Origin of the sequence: Proteiniclasticum sp. (genome assembly GCF_003514505.1) — a bacterium.
Classification (GTDB): domain Bacteria; phylum Bacillota; class Clostridia; order Clostridiales; family Clostridiaceae; genus Proteiniclasticum.
This window is the reverse complement of the sequence record NZ_DOPX01000014.1, coordinates 122,136-139,080: the sequence shown is the minus strand read 5'-3', so window position 1 is coordinate 139,080 and position 16,945 is coordinate 122,136. Positions and strand designations below refer to the sequence as shown.

At 41.0% G+C, this 16,945-nt stretch carries 17 protein-coding genes, 3 tRNA genes, 3 rRNA genes and 1 other annotated feature; of the genes, 18 read left to right on the top strand and 5 right to left on the bottom strand.

Annotation, left to right across the window (positions count from 1 at the left end; translation table 11 throughout):
* Both DEF30_RS04535 and rrf (DEF30_RS04530) read left to right on the top strand, forming a co-directional pair.
* A 23S ribosomal RNA gene (locus DEF30_RS04535) occupies window positions 1-154 on the top strand; the annotation flags it as partial.
* A 77-nt stretch (window positions 155-231) separates the two neighbouring features.
* Window positions 232-349 (top strand): 5S ribosomal RNA (rrf, locus tag DEF30_RS04530).
* A gap of 106 nt (window positions 350-455) precedes the next feature.
* Here rrf (DEF30_RS04530) and DEF30_RS04525 read toward each other — a convergent pair.
* On the bottom strand, window positions 456-635 hold the full coding sequence (locus tag DEF30_RS04525) for a MarR family transcriptional regulator (RefSeq protein WP_074912382.1): 180 nt from the start codon (window positions 633-635) through the stop codon (window positions 456-458).
* Window positions 636-793: 158 nt separating this feature from the next.
* Between DEF30_RS04525 and DEF30_RS04520 the strand changes: the two genes are divergently transcribed.
* From DEF30_RS04520 to DEF30_RS04485, 8 genes are all read left to right on the top strand, one after another.
* Window positions 794-1,309 carry a heme-binding protein gene (locus tag DEF30_RS04520; RefSeq protein WP_294096910.1) on the top strand — a complete coding sequence of 172 codons (516 nt, stop codon included), beginning with the start codon at window positions 794-796 and terminating at the stop codon, window positions 1,307-1,309.
* 274 nt (window positions 1,310-1,583) lie between these two features.
* Window positions 1,584-1,841, top strand: coding sequence for a TM1266 family iron-only hydrogenase system putative regulator (locus tag DEF30_RS04515; protein WP_074912380.1), 258 nt, complete (start codon window positions 1,584-1,586; stop codon window positions 1,839-1,841).
* Window positions 1,842-2,903, top strand: coding sequence for a [FeFe] hydrogenase H-cluster radical SAM maturase HydE (gene hydE / locus DEF30_RS04510; protein ID WP_294096906.1), 1,062 nt, complete (start codon window positions 1,842-1,844; stop codon window positions 2,901-2,903). It begins immediately after the preceding gene.
* Window positions 2,904-2,944: 41 nt separating this feature from the next.
* Window positions 2,945-4,363, top strand: coding sequence for a [FeFe] hydrogenase H-cluster radical SAM maturase HydG (gene hydG / locus DEF30_RS04505; protein WP_294096904.1), 1,419 nt, complete (start codon window positions 2,945-2,947; stop codon window positions 4,361-4,363).
* Window positions 4,364-4,375: 12 nt separating this feature from the next.
* Window positions 4,376-5,569, top strand: a complete 1,194-nt coding sequence (gene hydF / locus DEF30_RS04500; RefSeq protein WP_294096902.1) for a [FeFe] hydrogenase H-cluster maturation GTPase HydF — start codon at window positions 4,376-4,378, stop codon at window positions 5,567-5,569.
* A gap of 224 nt (window positions 5,570-5,793) precedes the next feature.
* Window positions 5,794-5,911, top strand: a 5S ribosomal RNA gene (rrf, locus tag DEF30_RS04495).
* A 3-nt stretch (window positions 5,912-5,914) separates the two neighbouring features.
* Window positions 5,915-5,991: transfer RNA gene (locus DEF30_RS04490), tRNA-Ile, on the top strand.
* 5 nt (window positions 5,992-5,996) lie between these two features.
* A tRNA-Ala gene (locus DEF30_RS04485) sits at window positions 5,997-6,072 on the top strand.
* Between the two features lie 67 nt (window positions 6,073-6,139).
* Here DEF30_RS04485 and DEF30_RS04480 read toward each other — a convergent pair.
* Window positions 6,140-6,547 (bottom strand): secondary thiamine-phosphate synthase enzyme YjbQ, encoded by a 408-nt coding sequence (locus tag DEF30_RS04480; protein ID WP_294096900.1) that lies wholly within the window; start codon window positions 6,545-6,547, stop codon window positions 6,140-6,142.
* A 189-nt stretch (window positions 6,548-6,736) separates the two neighbouring features.
* On the opposite strand from DEF30_RS04480, the gene DEF30_RS04475 reads away from it, so the two are divergent.
* The 6 genes from DEF30_RS04475 to DEF30_RS04450 all read left to right on the top strand — a co-directional run bounded on the left by DEF30_RS04475 (window position 6,737) and on the right by DEF30_RS04450 (window position 13,426).
* A complete protein-coding gene (locus DEF30_RS04475) occupies window positions 6,737-7,261 on the top strand; it encodes a hypothetical protein (RefSeq protein WP_294096898.1) in 525 nt (174 codons plus the stop codon).
* Window positions 7,262-7,291: 30 nt separating this feature from the next.
* On the top strand, window positions 7,292-10,027 hold the full coding sequence (locus DEF30_RS04470; RefSeq protein WP_294096896.1) for a UPF0182 family protein: 2,736 nt from the start codon (window positions 7,292-7,294) through the stop codon (window positions 10,025-10,027).
* A gap of 20 nt (window positions 10,028-10,047) precedes the next feature.
* On the top strand, window positions 10,048-11,433 hold the full coding sequence (locus DEF30_RS04465) for an FAD-dependent oxidoreductase (protein ID WP_294096894.1): 1,386 nt from the start codon (window positions 10,048-10,050) through the stop codon (window positions 11,431-11,433).
* A 12-nt stretch (window positions 11,434-11,445) separates the two neighbouring features.
* Window positions 11,446-11,673, top strand: a complete 228-nt coding sequence (locus DEF30_RS04460; protein WP_294096892.1) for a DUF1667 domain-containing protein — start codon at window positions 11,446-11,448, stop codon at window positions 11,671-11,673.
* A 32-nt stretch (window positions 11,674-11,705) separates the two neighbouring features.
* Window positions 11,706-11,905: a binding site (T-box leader), on the top strand.
* 53 nt (window positions 11,906-11,958) lie between these two features.
* Complete coding sequence (gene serS / locus DEF30_RS04455) at window positions 11,959-13,236, top strand: serine--tRNA ligase (protein ID WP_294096891.1); 1,278 nt, start codon at window positions 11,959-11,961, stop codon at window positions 13,234-13,236.
* 99 nt (window positions 13,237-13,335) lie between these two features.
* Window positions 13,336-13,426 (top strand) — tRNA-Ser (locus DEF30_RS04450).
* A 98-nt stretch (window positions 13,427-13,524) separates the two neighbouring features.
* Here DEF30_RS04450 and DEF30_RS12125 read toward each other — a convergent pair.
* Window positions 13,525-13,833, bottom strand: coding sequence for a tyrosine-type recombinase/integrase (locus DEF30_RS12125; protein ID WP_366409372.1), 309 nt, complete (start codon window positions 13,831-13,833; stop codon window positions 13,525-13,527).
* A 252-nt stretch (window positions 13,834-14,085) separates the two neighbouring features.
* Here DEF30_RS12125 and DEF30_RS04445 point away from each other — a divergent pair, with 252 nt between their 5' ends.
* Both DEF30_RS04445 and DEF30_RS04440 read left to right on the top strand, forming a co-directional pair.
* Entirely contained in the window at window positions 14,086-14,391 is a 306-nt protein-coding gene (locus DEF30_RS04445; RefSeq protein ID WP_366409371.1) for an NADAR family protein, read from the top strand.
* Window positions 14,378-14,536: a hypothetical protein gene (locus DEF30_RS04440; protein WP_294096889.1), complete on the top strand. Its 159-nt coding sequence runs from the start codon at window positions 14,378-14,380 to the stop codon at window positions 14,534-14,536. The genes DEF30_RS04445 and DEF30_RS04440 overlap by 14 nt, the downstream gene beginning before the upstream one ends.
* Before the next feature lie 535 nt (window positions 14,537-15,071).
* Here the strand turns inward: DEF30_RS04440 and DEF30_RS04435 are convergent.
* Together DEF30_RS04435 and DEF30_RS04430 are read right to left on the bottom strand one after the other, a co-directional pair.
* On the bottom strand, window positions 15,072-15,572 hold the full coding sequence (locus DEF30_RS04435; RefSeq protein WP_294096886.1) for a hypothetical protein: 501 nt from the start codon (window positions 15,570-15,572) through the stop codon (window positions 15,072-15,074).
* Window positions 15,573-15,611: 39 nt separating this feature from the next.
* The gene (locus DEF30_RS04430) at window positions 15,612-16,910 is read right to left on the bottom strand and encodes a hypothetical protein (protein WP_294096884.1); all 1,299 of its coding nucleotides are present in this window, start codon (window positions 16,908-16,910) and stop codon (window positions 15,612-15,614) included.
* Window positions 16,911-16,945: the final 35 nt, after the last annotated feature.

The following is a 16,945-nucleotide window of genomic DNA, read 5'->3' as shown; positions in this document are numbered from 1 at the left end:
TGAAAGCATCTAAGCGTGAAGCCTACCCTAAGATAAGATTTCCCATGACGTAAGTCAGTAAGATCCCTTGAAGAACACAAGGTTGATAGGTGAGAGGTGTAAGTGCAGTAATGTATTCAGCTTACTCATACTAATAGATCGAGGGCTTAATCAAAAAAAAGAAAATCTCTAATTCTTTACAATCTCTTTGTATGCAGTTTTGAAAGATGCAGATCTTTCTAAAACCACATATCTGGTGTCTATATCTCTGAGGGTTACACCCGTTCCCATTCCGAACACGACGGTTAAGCCTCAAGGAGCCCATGATACTGCAGGGGAAGCCCTGTGGGAAAGTAGGTCGTCGCCAGTTACACTGCTCTAAGCGTAAGCTTAGGGCTTTTTTGTTGTGTAAAAAAAGAGTAGAATAAGAAAAAGAACCACCGCACAGCAGGAACTGCATGGTGATTCTTTCAAAATTATTTTTTGAATTCCCAGTAGCATCTCTTTGGTGAGACGATGACAGATTCTTCCTTCAGCTTCTTCATGATCTTGTCTACTTCTTTACGGTCGACACCTGTCCCTTCTACAACTTTACCTGCATTTACAGGCTCAGCAGCGTTTTTGAAAAAGTCTAGTACCACATTGTAGTTGTCCATAACACTCTACCTCCAAATTCTATATAGTATAATTATAGCATTAGAAAGAGCTCTGATGAAGGAAAAATGAAAGATTGTTGATAATGTTTATCAAGGAAAATTCATAAAAAAGAGGAAAAGAGGAATAAAAATGGGAAAAGAGGAAAAGAGGAATAAAAATGGGAAAATATGAAAGCCCGGAATATAGAGTAAAAGAGAAAGAAGGAGCCTTTGAGATTCGAGAATATCAGGAGTATTATGTAGTGAAGTATAAGGAAAATGAAGATCCGATGATTTCTGGAGGATTTCAGACATTATTCCGGTATATTTCCAAGAATAATGAAAAAGAGGCCAAAATCAGCATGACCGTTCCAGTGATAGAGAAAAAAGAAGAAGAGGTCTATACCATGGCCTTTGTCCTTCCGAAAGAACATCTTCATGATATTCCTCTGCCAAAGGACAAGAGACTTTCTATAGAAAAGATCGAAGAGGGGGACTATGCAGCCATCACCTTTTCTGGTGTATCCTCCGGGAAGGTTGAGAAGGAACAGGAGGCTCGATTGAAGGAATGGATCAGCAAGAAAGGGTATGAAGTTTCTGGAGAGACTCGTGTAGCCTATTATAATCCGCCTTTCATCCCAGGACTTTTCAGACGGAATGAGATCTGGATTCCAGTGAAAAGAAGCAAAGAGTGATTTTTGATAATTATTTATCAAAAATCACTTCTGTCTATTGTTGAAATGGATGGAGTAAATAGAAATAAATAGAAGTTTCATACGCGGCTAAATGATATATTTTTAACAATAAGTGTGATATGATGAAATTGGTGAGAAACGAGAAAAGTTCTTCTTTCGAACCGTAATTTGAAACCCTGTACTGACCCTGAAGTTTCGTACTGAAGGAGAAGGCGTGTGAAAGAATGAATGGAAGTTCTGCGCCTTTTTGGCGCATTTTTTTATGGAGGGAATTATGGAAGAAAGAGTAGCACTCATAGGTATTGTAGTAGAAAAATATGATTCTGCAGAAAGAATGAACCAGATACTACATGAGTATGGAGAATACATCATTGGCAGAATGGGTATTCCGTATAAAGAAAAATCTATGAATATCATTTCTGTGGCGGTGGACGCTCCTATGGACATCATCAGCACCTTATCCGGAAAACTCGGAATGCTTGATGGCGTATCCACGAAAACCATTTATGCTAAGAGCAAGAGGGAAAAGTAGATGAATAATCTGGAACGACTGATAAAACTAGAAAACAATCTGATACTTTCAGAAACAGATCTTAGGATTCTTCTGGATACTTTTACAAAAGAAGATCTCTCTTATGCTATGAATCGGGCAAGAAAGGTCCGGGAAAAGGTTTTTGGTAATGAAGTCTATATACGTGGGCTTATAGAGCTCACAAGCTACTGCGTTTGCGACTGTCTCTACTGCGGAATCCGCAGGGAAAATAAAAATGCAGAGCGGTACAGACTCTCAAAGGAAGAAGTTCTATCCTGCTGCAGAACAGGCTATGAACTAGGCTTTAGAACCTTTGTGATACAAGGGGGAGAAGATCCCTACTATTCAGATGAGGTCATGACGGAGATTGTATCATCCATCCGAAAAACCTATCCCGATTGTGCCATTACGCTTTCTCTAGGGGAGAGATCGAAAGAAAGCTATACGAAGCTCTATGATGCTGGAGCCGACAGGTATCTCCTTCGGCATGAAACTGCAGATGAAGAGCATTATGGAAAGCTTCATCCAAAGGGAGAACATCTGCGGGTACGAATGAAGCATTTATGGGATCTCAAAGAGATCGGCTATCAGGTAGGTACAGGATTTATGGTGGGTTCTCCTTTTCAAAACAGCAGCACATTGGTGAAAGATCTTTTATTCTTAAAAGAACTGAATCCAGAAATGGTAGGAATAGGACCTTTTGTGCCCCATCATGAATCAGTGTTCAAAGACTTTGAGCATGGTTCCTTGGACCTTACATTGATGCTCTTGTCCATCATCCGCCTGATGATGCCAGATGCACTCATACCATCAACGACTTCTCTTGGAACCATTCACCCTAGAGGAAGGGAGTTTGGAATGGAGGCAGGAGCCAATGTCGTAATGCCAAATCTGTCCCCCACAGACGTGAGAAAGAAGTACCTTCTATATGACAATAAGGCTTTTACCGGCTGTGAAGCAGCAGAAAGTCTATCACTTTTGGAAAAGTCCATGGACAGTCTTGGATTCCAGGTTGTGGTTCATAGAGGGGACTCCAGAAGGGCAAAAATAAGGAATAAATGAAGTAATTTCAGGGAAATGAATACGAAGGATGTGCAAGGAACATGTATGATGTGAAATCGAAAAAAGCAGAGGAGTTCATCAGCCACGATGAAATCCTAGAAACTTTATCCTATGCAGAAAAAAACAGAGAAAATAGAGCACTGATTGAATCCATAATAGAAAAAGCAAGGCTGGGCAACGGTCTTTCCCATAGAGAAGCTGCGGTGCTTCTGGACTGCGGGTTTGAAGACCTCAATGAGAAAATCTACAAGCTGGCAGAAGAAATCAAGGAAAGATTTTACGGAAACAGAATTGTGATGTTCGCACCACTTTATCTTTCCAACTACTGTGTCAATGGATGTGTGTACTGTCCTTACCACCTCCAGAACAAACATATTGCCAGAAAGAAACTCACACAGGAGGAAATCCGGCGGGAAGTCATGGCTCTTCAGGACATGGGACATAAGAGACTGGCGCTGGAGACAGGAGAAGATCCGATCAACAGTCCTATAGAATATGTTCTTGAGAGCATTAAAACCATTTACGATGTGAAGCACAAGAATGGTGCCATCAGAAGAGTGAACGTCAATATTGCGGCCACCAGTGTGGAAAATTATAGAAAGCTCCATGAAGCGGGTATTGGCACATATATTCTCTTCCAGGAGACCTACCATAAGGAAAGCTATGAGATGCTCCATCCCACTGGCCCCAAACACAACTATACCTATCATACAGAAGCCATGGACCGGGCCATGGAAGGCGGAATTGATGATGTGGGGATTGGGGTCCTCTTTGGTCTGGAACGCTACAGATACGAGCTTACAGGCCTTCTCATGCATGCAGAGCATTTGGAGGCTGCTTATGGCGTGGGACCTCATACCATCAGTGTGCCAAGAATCCGGCATGCGGATGACATTGATGCGGAGTCATTCAGTAATGGCATTGATGATGAGACGTTTGCGAAAATTGTTGCCTGTATCCGTATTGCCGTCCCTTATACAGGAATGATCATCTCAACAAGAGAAAGCCAGGCATGCCGAGAAAAGGTGCTGAAGCTTGGTGTATCACAAATCAGTGGTGGTTCCAGGACCAGTGTGGGCGGATATGACAAACTGGAGCTGGAGGACCATAAATCAGAACAGTTTGATGTAAGCGACAAAAGGTCTCTGGATGAGATTGTCCACTGGCTTATGGAAATGGGTCATGTGCCAAGTTTCTGTACTGCCTGCTATAGAGAAGGCAGAACAGGAGACAGATTCATGATGCTTTTAAAGAGCGGACAGATCATCAACTGCTGCCATCCAAACGCACTGATTACATTGAAAGAATATCTTATGGATTATGCCAGCGAGGAAACCAGGGCATTAGGTGAAAAAATGATCGAAAAAGAGCTGGATAAAGTCACCAATCCTAGAGTGAAGGAACGTGCTGCACAGAATCTTTTGGATATTAATGAAGGAAAACGGGACTTCAGATTTTAGGAGAAATGAGTTATGGGATTACACGAAACACCTAGAGGCGAAAGAATCCATATCGGCCTTTTTGGAAAGACCAATGCAGGAAAGTCAAGTCTTATGAATGCCATCACAGGCCAGAACCTAGCAGTGGTATCTGAAGAAAAAGGCACCACAACAGATCCAGTACTGAAATCCATGGAGCTACTACCACTGGGACCAGTGGTGCTCATGGATACACCAGGTCTTGATGATGAGAGTATTCTTGGAAAAGAACGGATAAAGCAAACCTATAGAATCCTTGAAAAAACCGACTGTGCTCTAGTCATCTATCAGCCTGGAGAAGAAGATGATTTGAAACTGAAAGAGCTTATTCATCACCTTGAGAACAAGAACGTACCGTTTCTCAAGGTGATGAATAAAAAAGATCTTCTGACAGAAATCCTTAAAGAGCATGAAACATTCATACCTGTCAGTATCTATGATGAAAGCAGCATCTACGGTCTCAAAGAAGCCATCGGAAAGAAGCTTTCATTGAAAAAGCAGGAGAAATATATCATTCGAGACCTTCTTCAACCGAAGGATCTTGTGGTTCTGGTGGTCCCTGTAGATTCCGCTGCGCCAAAAGGCAGACTCATCCTTCCGCAGCAGATGGTTTTAAGAGAAATTCTGGACCATCACGGAAAAATCATGGTGGTCCAGGTAGAAGAACTGGAGGAAACCGTAAAGCTTCTTCATTCTCACATCCGGCTTGTCATAACAGACAGTCAGGCATTTCAGGAAGTGAAAGAAATAGTGCCGAGGGATGTGGCACTTACAAGCTTCTCCATCCTTATGGCAAGATACAAGGGAGATCTTCAAAAGGCAGTGGCTGGTGCAAGGGTGCTGAAGGAATTGCCAGAAGGCAGCAGAATTCTAATTTCAGAAGGCTGCAGCCATCATAAGCAGTGCGATGATATAGGCACAGTAAAGCTTCCCAAGTGGATTCAAGCTTATACAGGGAAAGAGTTTGAGTTTTATCATACCAATGGGCAAGAGTTTGATCTCTATGCAAAGCCTTGCGATCTGGTCATTCATTGTGGAGGATGTATGCTTTCTGAAAGAGAAATGAAAAGCAGAATTGCATCTGCTGAATCCGTTGAAGTACCGGTAACAAACTACGGAATCCTCATCGCCCAGATGAATGGAATTCTTGAGAGGAGCATTGAATTCTTATGGATTCAAAAAGATTGAACCGTGATATCCACTGGCTTTGAAGGCTTTTCGTGATGCCTGGAAATATGCTAAAAATCTTTCGAAGTATTATCAAAAAACCTATTGACAGTCCTTGGACGAAGACTTATAATAATGATTGTTCTCAAAAATTGTGCTAAATTTTTGGAAATCAATACGTTGAGGCTAAGGATTGTCAAAACGTTTTGTATAGTAAATTTACGGCTTGCCGTAATTTACGTAAATCTGGTGTCTATATCTGTTAGGGCTACACCCGTCCCCATTCCGAACACGAAGGTTAAGCCTAATGGAGCCCATGATACTGCAGGGGAAGCCCTGTGGGAAAGTAGGTTGTCGCCAGATATTGGATCTTTAGCTCAGTTGGTTAGAGCAACCGGCTCATAACCGGTCGGCCCGGGGTTCGAGTCCCTGAAGGTCCACCATTTAAGGGGGTATAGCTCAGCTGGGAGAGCACCTGCCTTGCACGCAGGGGGTCAAGAGTTCGAATCTCTTTATCTCCACCATTAAAAAGTCCGAATGTGATGAACTCATATTCGGACTTTTTTCTTATATTCATTTTTTAGCAGATTCCTATTCTCCCATGATATGAACCTTCACGGTGCGGTCCCGGGGGCCATCAAATTCACAGAAGAAGATTCCCTGCCAGATCCCCATCTCAATGATGCCGTCACTGACAATAAGACTGAGGCTGGAGCCCAGATTGATGGATTTCAGATGGGCATGGGAGTTACCTTCCATATGCTTGAATTTTGCATCATCGGGAAAGGCTTTATCCAGGCCGTAAATGAGATCCGTCAGCACATCTTTGTCCGCATTTTCATTGATGCAGAGTCCAGCGGTGGTGTGAGGAGAGAATACTGTAAGGATGCCTTCCTTAATACCCGATTCCTCAGCGGCTTTTCGGACTTCATCTGTGATTTCATAAAACTGCTGTCTGTTTTTTGTTTTCACTGGAATTTGTTTTTTAAAGACTTTCATAAAGCACCTCCGAAATGTAGAATCATAGCTTTTTCTTTTATTATACCCCAAGTGCTGTTTCTTAGGGACTTTTTGAGAATGGAACCTCATGAATATTCTCTGAACTTAAGGTTTTTATGCGGATTTTTAGCTTATAATATTAGTGTAAGTTATACAATGTATTTTTTTAAGTTGGTATATGGAGTATGTATGCGAAAAAGAGTGGTTCAGTTTTTTAAAAATATCCTCTATATCTTTATGAAGTCAGATGAAGAGTTTGTAAAGAGTATACTCACGGAGAAAGAACAGAAGCTTTTTAGAACACTCAAAAAATCAGAACAGATACACAGTGAGCTGGTGACAAAAACCTTCCTGAAAAGTGTCAATGGGAAAGCTTCAGAGAACCATATAAAAGCAGTGCTTCTGCACGACATCGGAAAAGTAGAAAGACCGCTTACTCTCATAGAGAAGAGTGTGGCGGTACTAGTACATAAAGCGGGATTTTCCGGAGTATCATTTATACAGGGTAGGCCTTTTATGATGTCCTATCTTCATCATGCTGAGCGGGGAGCAGATCTTCTTCTTTCCAGAGGAATATTTCTGAAAGACAGCACGGAGGAGCAGCTCATAAGAACACATCACGAAACCACTGAAACTCTTAAAAAAACCTACAAGAAAGATCCTGAGTTTATAAGGATACACAAACTTCTGAAAGAGGCAGATGACTGCAATTAGAACTTAAGAACATCATATGGAGGAAAAGCTATGAAAATCGACATCAAACCAAACTTTAATTTCCGTTTTAAAAATGTATTCAAGGGAAAGAAGAATCTTTATCTGGTTCTGGGCTTTCTCCTGCTTTTCTTCATTCTACTTTTTAACTCTACGCATCTCATCGCTACGCTTCAGTGGTTTGGAGAGGTGGGTTATACGAGGACCTATCTGACCAGAGCCTTTTCTGTAGCAGGGCTCACCATACCCATTTTTCTGGTTTTTTATCTTGTTTCAATCTTTTATTATAAAAGCATTGCCCAAAAATATGATCAGGTTTCTTATCCGCCAAAGACCACAGAGCAGATCAAAATAAGAAATCGTTTTGTGTACATCGCTGTAGCTGTTTTTTTCGGTATTGTTTCCTATGGACTGGCCAAGGACAACTGGTATCTGATTCTTCAGTTTATCAACGGCGTGGATTTTAATGCCGTGGATCCTGTCTTTGGGAAAGACATTTCATTCTATGTTTTTAGAATGCCACTATACCAGTTTTTGGTTTCCATGGCTCTTTCTGTGGTGGTGTTGCTGATCCTTTTAACGGTGATTATCTATCTCATCATAGCAGCCAAAAGTTCCTTCAACAGAATGAATTTCAGAAATCTCCGAGGGATTCTTCATGTGCTGAAAAACGGCTTCATCCAGTTTGCTGGAAAAGCCCTTGCCATGCTCATTTCCCTTTATATGTTGCTTCTGGCAGTTAACTATTATCTGGATTCTTTCCTCGTGATGTTCAATGAGTCGGGAGTGGTTTACGGACCTGGCTACACAGATATAAATGTGAATGTGCCGATCTTAAGAATCATGGCGGTTATTTCCGCGGTATCAGCACTTGTGGTAGCTTATGCAGTTCAGAAGCGAAAGATCAGTCTCATCGGGTATTCAATTCTACTGATTTTTGGACTAAGCATTCTAAGAGTGGTTGCTTATGTAGGCGTAGAAGGTCTCATTGTCAATCCCAATCAGCTGGAGCGGGAGAGACCTTATATTCTCAACAACATCAATATGACAAGGCAGGCTTTCGGTATTCAGGATGTGGAGATCAGGCAGTTTGAAGCAAACCAGAATATTACGCCTCAGGAAGTGACAGAAAACAGAAATGTGGTAGACAGCATCAAGGTGAACTCTTACAGGCATACCTTGGATTTTATCAAGCAGGCACAGGTCATCCGTTCTTACTATGATTTCAATGACGTGGATGTGGACCGGTATATGATCAATGGAGAGAAAAAGCAGGTGTTTCTGGCTCCGAGAGAGATCGACCGAAGCGTCATCTCCCCAGCCACCTGGCAGAACATCCATCTCTTTTATACCCATGGTTACGGCGTGGTTCTATCGGATTCCAGCACCGTGACTTCCCAGGGACAGCCGGATTTTCTCATGAAGGATATCCCAACCACAAATCTTACGGATATTTCCGTGGAGAATCCAAGAATTTACTTTGGAGAGATGGTATCCGACTATATCATTACAGGAGCTAGAACCGACGAGTTTGACCATCCAAGAGGTGGAGAGAATGAAACCTACCGCTATACTGGAAGTGCTGGCATCAAACTCAGCTTCTTGAACAGGGTTCTTTACGCCATAGAGGAAAAGGAACCGAAGATCCTGATTTCTTCACTTATCGACAGCAATTCTAAAATTATAAGAAAAAGAAATATCGTGGACCGCGTAAGAACCATTGCGCCGTTTCTTCACTATGATGAAGATCCCTACATAGTTCTTGCGGACAATCAGGTCTACTGGATGATGGATGGGTATACTACCACAGACAGATATCCCAATGCCAGAACCTATGGAGGCATCAACTACATCAGAAATTCTGTGAAAGTAACCATCAATGCCTATACAGGAGAAGTCAACTTCTATCTGGCCGATGAGAATGATCCCATTGCCATCACTTATAATAAGATATTTGGAGATCTCTTTAAAAATCTGGATGAAATGCCTGAAACGCTGAGAGACCACATCAAATATCCGGAGGATCTCTTTGCGATACAGACCACAGTACTGGAAGAATATCACGTGACAGACCCTGGCATCTTCTACAATGGGGAAGACATCTGGCAGAAATCCGCTGTGACTTCATCCAATTCTCAGGAAAAAGTTCAGCAGGATCCCTACTCTCTCTTTACCTCCTTTGGAGATGAGGATGATCTGGAGCTGGTATTCACGGAGTACTATACAGTGAAGGGCAAGGAAAACATGGTGGCCATCGTCAATGTGCGTATGGAGAAAGATCACTATGGCCAGCTGGTGGAGTACAAGTTCCCACCTCAGAAGACTGTATCCAGTCCGTATCTTTTTAGAAACAAGCTCAATCAGGATCCGGAGATCTCTAAAGAGCTGTCCCTACTGGACAGCGGTGGTTCAAAGGTAGAGTTTGGAGATATGGTCATCACACCCATCGAGGACAGTCTACTTTATGTGGTTCCCATCTATCTCGTGGCAGAAGGGGAGAATTCTATACCGGAAGTGAAGAGATTTATTGTATCCAATGACGATCAGATTGTCATTTCCGATACCTTTAACAATGCCATTGGAAAACTCTTCAGCATGAATCTGGAAGAGCCCTCAGAAGGTCCAGAGGGGCCTGTGGATGAGACATTAGCCAGAAGGGCCAATGACCTCTTTGCAGAGGCTCTTACAGCCCAGAGAGCTGGAAACTGGGCAGAATATGGTCGGCTTATGGAAGAGCTCCAGAAAGTCCTGGAAGAAATGCTGAACTGATATGTAAGGGGAGAAATCATATGGATTATGATGTAATTATTCTTGGAGGAGGACTGGTGGGTTGTGCCATGGCCTATGAGCTATGCAAATACAATCTCAACATCGGACTCATCGAAAAGAACTTTGATATTGCGGAAGATGTGGCTCTTTTCAACTCCTCTTTGATTCTTGACGGAAAAGATATTGAAGAGGACCATATCTATCAGCTGATCCGAAGAAGCAATCAGAAACTGGATGCGCTATCGGAGGAGCTGGATGTTTTCTATGAAAAAGTGCCTTCCTTCACCATCTATCCTTCAGAAGAGGAAGCGGTGAGGATTTATGACCGTGCAGTAAAAAGAGGGATTCAGGGGATTTCACTCTTAACGGGTAAAGAAGCCTCTAAAATGAATCACCACATCAAGGAAGAGGAAAGAAATGTCATCTACTCTATGAATACTGGAGTAATCTCCCCCTATGACTATGCCACAGCCATGGCGGAGATCGCTTATGACAATGGGGTGAGCTTCCGTCTGGAAGAGGAGGTCCTTGACATCCATAACCAGCCCAGGGGTGGCATCAAGGTGACGACCAATAAAAATAAGTACACAGCTAGAGTTGTTATAAGAACCACCTTTGGAGACCATTACTCCATCAAAAAGGATGAAGAGATGGTGGGACCCCATGATATCATTGAACATATGCTGGTGGAAAAAGATTTTCAAAATGAGATCAAGCATATCATCAAAGAGTACAAGGCCAGTGGAGAAGTCATCAGTCTAGTCCCCACATCCACCAATAAGCTTCTGGCAAGCCTTAAAACCAGCACATCCAAAGAGTTCTCTCAGATGAAGAAAGAAGTGGAAAATGTCATTGGCCCGTTTCCTCCTGAGAGAGTAGACATCATCAATGAAAGCCGCAACTGGACAGAACCGATCCAGATTGACCAGGAGTTTGAGGCAGAGGGATATATCCATATCCAGGCAAAAAACTATGCGGTGGACAATGTCCTGTCAGCCATTACAGAGGATGCGCTCCATATGGTTCTGAAGCATTTCAAAGCAAAACCCAACAGTGACTATGAGAGCAAGCGCAGAAAATACTACCGTTTTCGTGAAATGGACGATGAGGAGAGAAATGAGATCATCTCCATTGATCCGAAATATGGAAAAATGATCTGTCTCTGCTCCAATGTCACAGAGGGAGAAATTGTCGACTCCATCCGAAGACCCATGGGGGCAAGAACCGTGGAAGGGGTAAGGAGAAGAACAGGCATTGTTTTTGGCAGATGCCAAGGTTCTTACTGCTTGACAAAGATCATCGGGATCTTGGCCAGAGAGCTTCACAAGAGCCCATTGGAGATCATGAATGACAAGAAGAATTCTCAAGTGGTCTTTGCCAGAATCAAGGAATTTGATGGCCGCTAGAAGGAGAACACCATGAAAAAAGAGTATTACACAAGCATCATCAGGATTAAAGGGTCCAAGACGCATCATATGGTTCCTGTGAAAAGCGATCAGCCCATGGAGCGGGAGATTTTTATTGAAGTGTCAAAGGTTCTTTCAAGAATCTATGTGGGCGTTCCCTTGGAGCGTGGAGACATCATCTGCAGCAATATCCTCAACACGGGAGTCAACATCATTGTGACGAAAACCATTGAGAGTTGACCTTTTCCAGGGGAAGGGATATAATGAATTGAATTAAACCGTTGATAAGGCTAGTACACAAATGTCACTTTTTAGAGAGCAGATGGTCATGTGCAAATCTGCAGGTAGCATTTATGGAATCCACCTTGGAGGGACTGGTAATGCAGTACGGAGAAGACCGTTATCTTTTTGAAGGATAAAGCGCATCGCTTTATTGAAGTAGGGTGGCACCACGAGTCAGATCGTCCCTTGGGAATTGATCTGGCTCTTTTTTATTATAAAAAATTAAAAAATGGAGGAATTGTTATGCTGGATATTAAGAGAATCCGAGAAAATCCTGAAGAAATCAAGAAGCTCATGAGCAATAGAGGAGAGAGCCTTGATCTCTCCGATATAGACAAAGTAGTTTCCCTAGATGAGGAAAGAAGAGAAACCCTGGTGGAAGTGGAAACAGCAAAGGCCAGAAAAAATCAGGTATCAGCGGAAATCCCTAATAAGAAGAAAGCTGGAGAAGACGTGACGGAGATCATGGCAGAAATGAAGGAGCTTGGAGAAACCATCAAGAATCTGGATAACAGAGTGCGTGAAATTGATGAGGCCATTGAGTTCATTATGCTGCGTCTGCCTAATATTCCAAACAGCCAAGTGCCAGATGGAGACACCGATGAAGACAATGTAGAAATCAGAAAGTGGGGAGAGCCCAGAAGGTTCAACTTTGAGGCTAAAGCACACTGGGACCTGGGAACAAACCTCAATATTCTGGATTTTGAGAGAGCCGGAAAAATCACCGGTTCGAGATTCACTTTCCTGAAAGGTTATGGATCAAGACTGGAAAGAGCCATCATCAACTATTTCCTGGATACCCATACAGATCATGGCTATGAAGAGGTGATGCCTCCATTTATGGTCAACAGACAGTCCATGACAGGTACTGGCCAGCTGCCTAAGTTTGAGGAAGATGCCTTTAAGCTTACAGAAAATGACTACTTCCTGATTCCGACGGCAGAAGTTCCTGTGACCAATATGTACCGCAATGAGACCTTCTCAGGAGAAGAGCTCCCAATAAAGCATGTGGCATACTCTGCTTGTTTCAGAGCAGAAGCAGGTTCTGCTGGTAGAGACACAAGAGGCCTCATCCGTCAGCATCAGTTCAATAAGGTGGAGCTTGTGAAGTTCACAAAGCCAGAAGATTCCTATGAAGAGCTGAATAAGCTTGTAGAAGACGCAGAAAGAGTGCTTCAGGGATTAGGTCTGCCTTATAGAGTGGTAAGAATCTGTAAAGGTGATTTAGGATTCACTGCAGCATTAAAGTATGATATTGAGGTCTGGATGCCAAGCTACAACAGGTATGTGGAAATCTCCAGCTGTTCTAACTTTGAGGATTTCCAGTCCAGAAGAATCAATATCAAGTATAAGGAAACTGCAAAAGACAAGCCTCAGTTTGTGCATACACTGAATGGCTCAGGTGTTGCCATTGGTAGAACCATGGCGGCAATCCTTGAGAACTTCCAGAATGAGGATGGAACTGTGACCATTCCAGAATCCCTAAGACCTTATCTTAAGGGTGAAGAGCTCATCAAGTAAATGAAGTCTGAGAGGCTGTGTTTTTCTTAACGCAGCCTCTCATTTTTTCATTGACACTCAAATCTATAATTGCTATAATAACTAATGTCGCTAGATCGTGGAGAGATGGTCGAGTTGGTTTAAGGCACCGGTCTTGAAAACCGGCGTACCTTTGCGGGTACCGTGGGTTCGAATCCCACTCTCTCCGCCATATGATATTTAGAGAAAAAGGAAACCCTTGAGGCATAATGCTTTCAAGGGTTTCCTTTTTTGTTTATTCAAAAAGCACGCCATTTCCACGCCATTGTACTATTTGTCTGATTCAGCAGAGTTTATATAATCTGAAAACGTGTTTGCTGTCTCTAATAGCTTTTGAGGAGAAACATGAGCGTATGTATTCATGGTTTGTTTGATATTGGAATGACCGACTCTTTCGCTTATTTCTTTATAGTCTGTACTTGCTTCGTTAAGAAGTGAAACATGGGTGTGTCTGAACCAATGAGGACTAATATACCTAAGACCAATTCTGCTACATATGGACTCAAGTTTTTGGCCGACCTTCTGAGGATAAATGTAGCTATTATTTTTATTAGGGAAGAGGAGTTGGTCTTTCGAAATCTTGATTGAGGAGAGATTTAGAAGTTCTGTTTATTCTTCTTTCCACTTACTAAGAATATTCATAGTTTCTGCGTCTAGGTAGACATGCCTACTGCTTTTTGTGGTCTTAGGCGACTGGATAATGAGTTTGTTATTCGTTCCAGTTGTAACAGTTTTAGAGATATCAATGTAGTGATCAATAAAGCTAATGTCTTTCCATGTCAGAGCTAGGAGTTCACTTTTACGGCAGCCAGAGTATGCTAAGAGTCTGAAATAAGTATCAAGGCATTAGGACGGGAAGTAAAAGGCTTCGAAGATGAAGTCTGGACAGCCAATAGAGAGCAGATAGTTTATGAGGGACTGAAAGCGAAGTTTAGGGATGATGAAGAACTCAAAGAGAAGCTATTGAGTACTGGAGATGCCATATTAGCTGAATGTGCAGTCCACGATAAGGTATGGGGCATTGGATTATCGATGAAGGACCCTAATAGGTTTAATGTGGATAAATGGCGAGGGTTGAGTTTGCTAGGAAACCTCATCATGCAAGTGAGGGAAGAGTTAAGGGATGAAAGACTATAAAGAGTTTGACGTAGCTATACTCAACACAGGTCAACAAGCCACAATCATTGAGGTTTATGATAATCTGCATTATCTAGTAGAGGTGAGATTGGATGATTACACCTATGAGACCTATGATATAAGTTTAGAGGATATAGCAGGATAACTGAGATTCAAGATTGGAGAGGTACTAGAGTAGCTCTCTTTTTATATGCCTCTATTGTGTTGATCAGCATCTAAAAGATTTAAATGTGAGGATGATTGAGTGTTAGAGTGCAAAAAGATTTGAAAGCGACTTGATGAAAGAGAGTGAGAACAGTAGGAGAAAAAGGATGGTGGCATATGAAGAAAATGAAGAGAGCATTCGAACTCGCGAAAAGTGAAGAAAATGTTGAGTTGGATTAGGGTAAATTTAAAAGGAGATTTAGAAACCGCAGTTTCAGAAATCTCCTTTAGTGACTGATTTGTTATGTTGTCCGCCAACAACTACCAATTTGTGGTACATATCAGGTTTATTTTATTGACTGCCAACGCTTAGTAATTATATCTGGGTAATGCATCGGATTGCTCACGTTCAAGTAATGGTCAGTTATATTATACAACAGTAAGTGTTGAATGAGTATTAAGGATTGTATTAATCTAAGCTAACGTAAAAAAAAAGGATTCGCATGGTATTTGATAGATAGTTACCTTCTTAGAAATTAATTCTCTATTAAACTAATATCAACAACATTGGATTTGTTTATTCCAAAAATAGAAAAATCAATCCATATACCAGTAATATTTTCTAAAAACTGTTTATCACTGTCTGAGTCTAACCTAAAGACAATGTTAAAGTTGTCATCTAAAAGTAAATAGTTCGAAGTAGGAAAAAAGTCTATGCTAGTGCTGATATCATTTTCAGTGACTACTCCGATATATCCATCTTCTACAATAAATACTTCAATAGGAGTATTACCAATAGCAATCTTTTCTTTGTTACTATCCAATAGTTTTATATCAACAATTCTAGGTTTGAGAGTACCAGTCCAGTTGAGAGAATTTCCTAGATATACTGGATAATCTACTTCAAAAGCTTCTATTGAAATGCTACTAGTATTCGTTATTAAAAATCGTCCCTGAGTAACAAAGATTACTGAAATAAGAATAGTGGATAAAATTAATAGAGAGAAGAAAAAAAGTTTATATTTTCTTGAAATCATTATTATCCTCCATTTTCAATGCATGTTTCAGTAGAAATACTACCTGCTGCTATTAGAAACATATATTGATTTCCAACCTGTTCCTCTTCCGTATACATAATATGCATTATAAGGCTTCCCGGATGCAAATTTATAAGTAATTGTGGTATTTGAATTATATGATGTAATTGCGCCAACTGTTACCGAACTACTGAGCTTTGGGACACTAATAGTTGCAGCACCACCATAAGAACGCCCAGCTGAAACAGTGTAAGTTGTAGTTGCGTTAGGTAAATAGGACGCCCAGTCAGAACCCAAAGAGTTACTTGTGATTGAGGAAACAGATGCGCCATCTAAACCATAGATTGAGTTACCCCATACAGCGCCACCGTTAAATGTAGATGCATACACTGAATATGTAATGTTTCCTGACCAATATGACATTGTTTCATCTAAGTTGTACTTAAAGTATGTTCTTGCTTGTTTACCAAATCCAGAAGTTGAAGTAGTTGAAAATGTTGGCCAAACTATATCCCAACCCGCTTCTTTTTTTAGTGATCCGCTAACACCCCAACTGCTTGATGAGCCTGTTTTTGTCGCAACATCAATTTTGACTGCAGAATATTTTGAGAACTTAAAGATAGTGGAAACACCATCTATTGAATGTACCTCGCCAATAGTTGTAATGAAACTACCTAAATCATGTGTAGCGTCTGCAAGAGGAACGATGTCTGTAGCTCTTGACATGTAATCTTCTTTACCAAGTGATAATTCATCAAGAGACAAAATACCTTTTAGTAACATATCTCTTCTATCTTGTCCATTTATTTTATGTATTGGATTCTGAGGTGATAATTTTCCGGTTTTAATCAGATAATCTCTTATATTACTATCGCGTGAATCTATCTTAGTATTCACATTTAAAATTTCTTTAGCCACTAGTTCGATATAATTAGTGTTATCACTCAAGATACTTTTAACTTCATTATCTGTATACCCTGTTTTCTCTTTTATGAATGTTTGAGTAAAATGATAAGTTAATAGTTCTGTGTTTTTTGGAGCAGCATAAACAGCGAAATCAATATTAATAATATTGTCACTTGAAGTACCAAAATGTGGTTCATAATTTAGAGTTATAGTACCATTGTTATCCGTAGTTCCAGCAAATACAAAAGAGTTTTCAGTTAAAGAATACAAAGTTACATATGTATCTGGTACTGGTTTACTGTCTTGATCAATTAAACTAACAGTAATCAGTTCATTGAGGTTTTGAGGATCTTTTATAGCAAAAACCCCCGTTGAATTTGAAAAAGACAACACTAGAATGAAAATAAGGGAAAATAAACTAATTTTTTTCATAACTCTCACCTTTCATACCATGTTATTAATGAATA

Excerpts from the sequence above, each read along its gene's own strand:
- DEF30_RS04470 (WP_294096896.1), top strand. The coding sequence starts at position 7,292 with ATGAAAATCGACATCAAACCAAACTTTAATTTCCGTTTTAAAAATGTA.
- DEF30_RS04480 (WP_294096900.1), bottom strand. The coding sequence starts at position 6,547 with ATGAAAGTCTTTAAAAAACAAATTCCAGTGAAAACAAAAAACAGACAG.
- DEF30_RS04465 (WP_294096894.1), top strand. The coding sequence starts at position 10,048 with ATGGATTATGATGTAATTATTCTTGGAGGAGGACTGGTGGGTTGTGCC.
- DEF30_RS04515 (WP_074912380.1), top strand. The coding sequence starts at position 1,584 with ATGGAAGAAAGAGTAGCACTCATAGGTATTGTAGTAGAAAAATATGAT.
- DEF30_RS04440 (WP_294096889.1), top strand. The coding sequence starts at position 14,378 with ATGAAAGACTATAAAGAGTTTGACGTAGCTATACTCAACACAGGTCAA.
- DEF30_RS04435 (WP_294096886.1), bottom strand. The coding sequence starts at position 15,572 with ATGATTTCAAGAAAATATAAACTTTTTTTCTTCTCTCTATTAATTTTA.
- DEF30_RS04475 (WP_294096898.1), top strand. The coding sequence starts at position 6,737 with ATGCGAAAAAGAGTGGTTCAGTTTTTTAAAAATATCCTCTATATCTTT.
- hydE (WP_294096906.1), top strand. The coding sequence starts at position 1,842 with ATGAATAATCTGGAACGACTGATAAAACTAGAAAACAATCTGATACTT.
- serS (WP_294096891.1), top strand. The coding sequence starts at position 11,959 with ATGCTGGATATTAAGAGAATCCGAGAAAATCCTGAAGAAATCAAGAAG.
- DEF30_RS04460 (WP_294096892.1), top strand. The coding sequence starts at position 11,446 with ATGAAAAAAGAGTATTACACAAGCATCATCAGGATTAAAGGGTCCAAG.
- hydG (WP_294096904.1), top strand. The coding sequence starts at position 2,945 with ATGTATGATGTGAAATCGAAAAAAGCAGAGGAGTTCATCAGCCACGAT.
- hydF (WP_294096902.1), top strand. The coding sequence starts at position 4,376 with ATGGGATTACACGAAACACCTAGAGGCGAAAGAATCCATATCGGCCTT.
- DEF30_RS04430 (WP_294096884.1), bottom strand. The coding sequence starts at position 16,910 with ATGAAAAAAATTAGTTTATTTTCCCTTATTTTCATTCTAGTGTTGTCT.
- DEF30_RS04525 (WP_074912382.1), bottom strand. The coding sequence starts at position 635 with ATGGACAACTACAATGTGGTACTAGACTTTTTCAAAAACGCTGCTGAG.
- DEF30_RS04520 (WP_294096910.1), top strand. The coding sequence starts at position 794 with ATGGGAAAATATGAAAGCCCGGAATATAGAGTAAAAGAGAAAGAAGGA.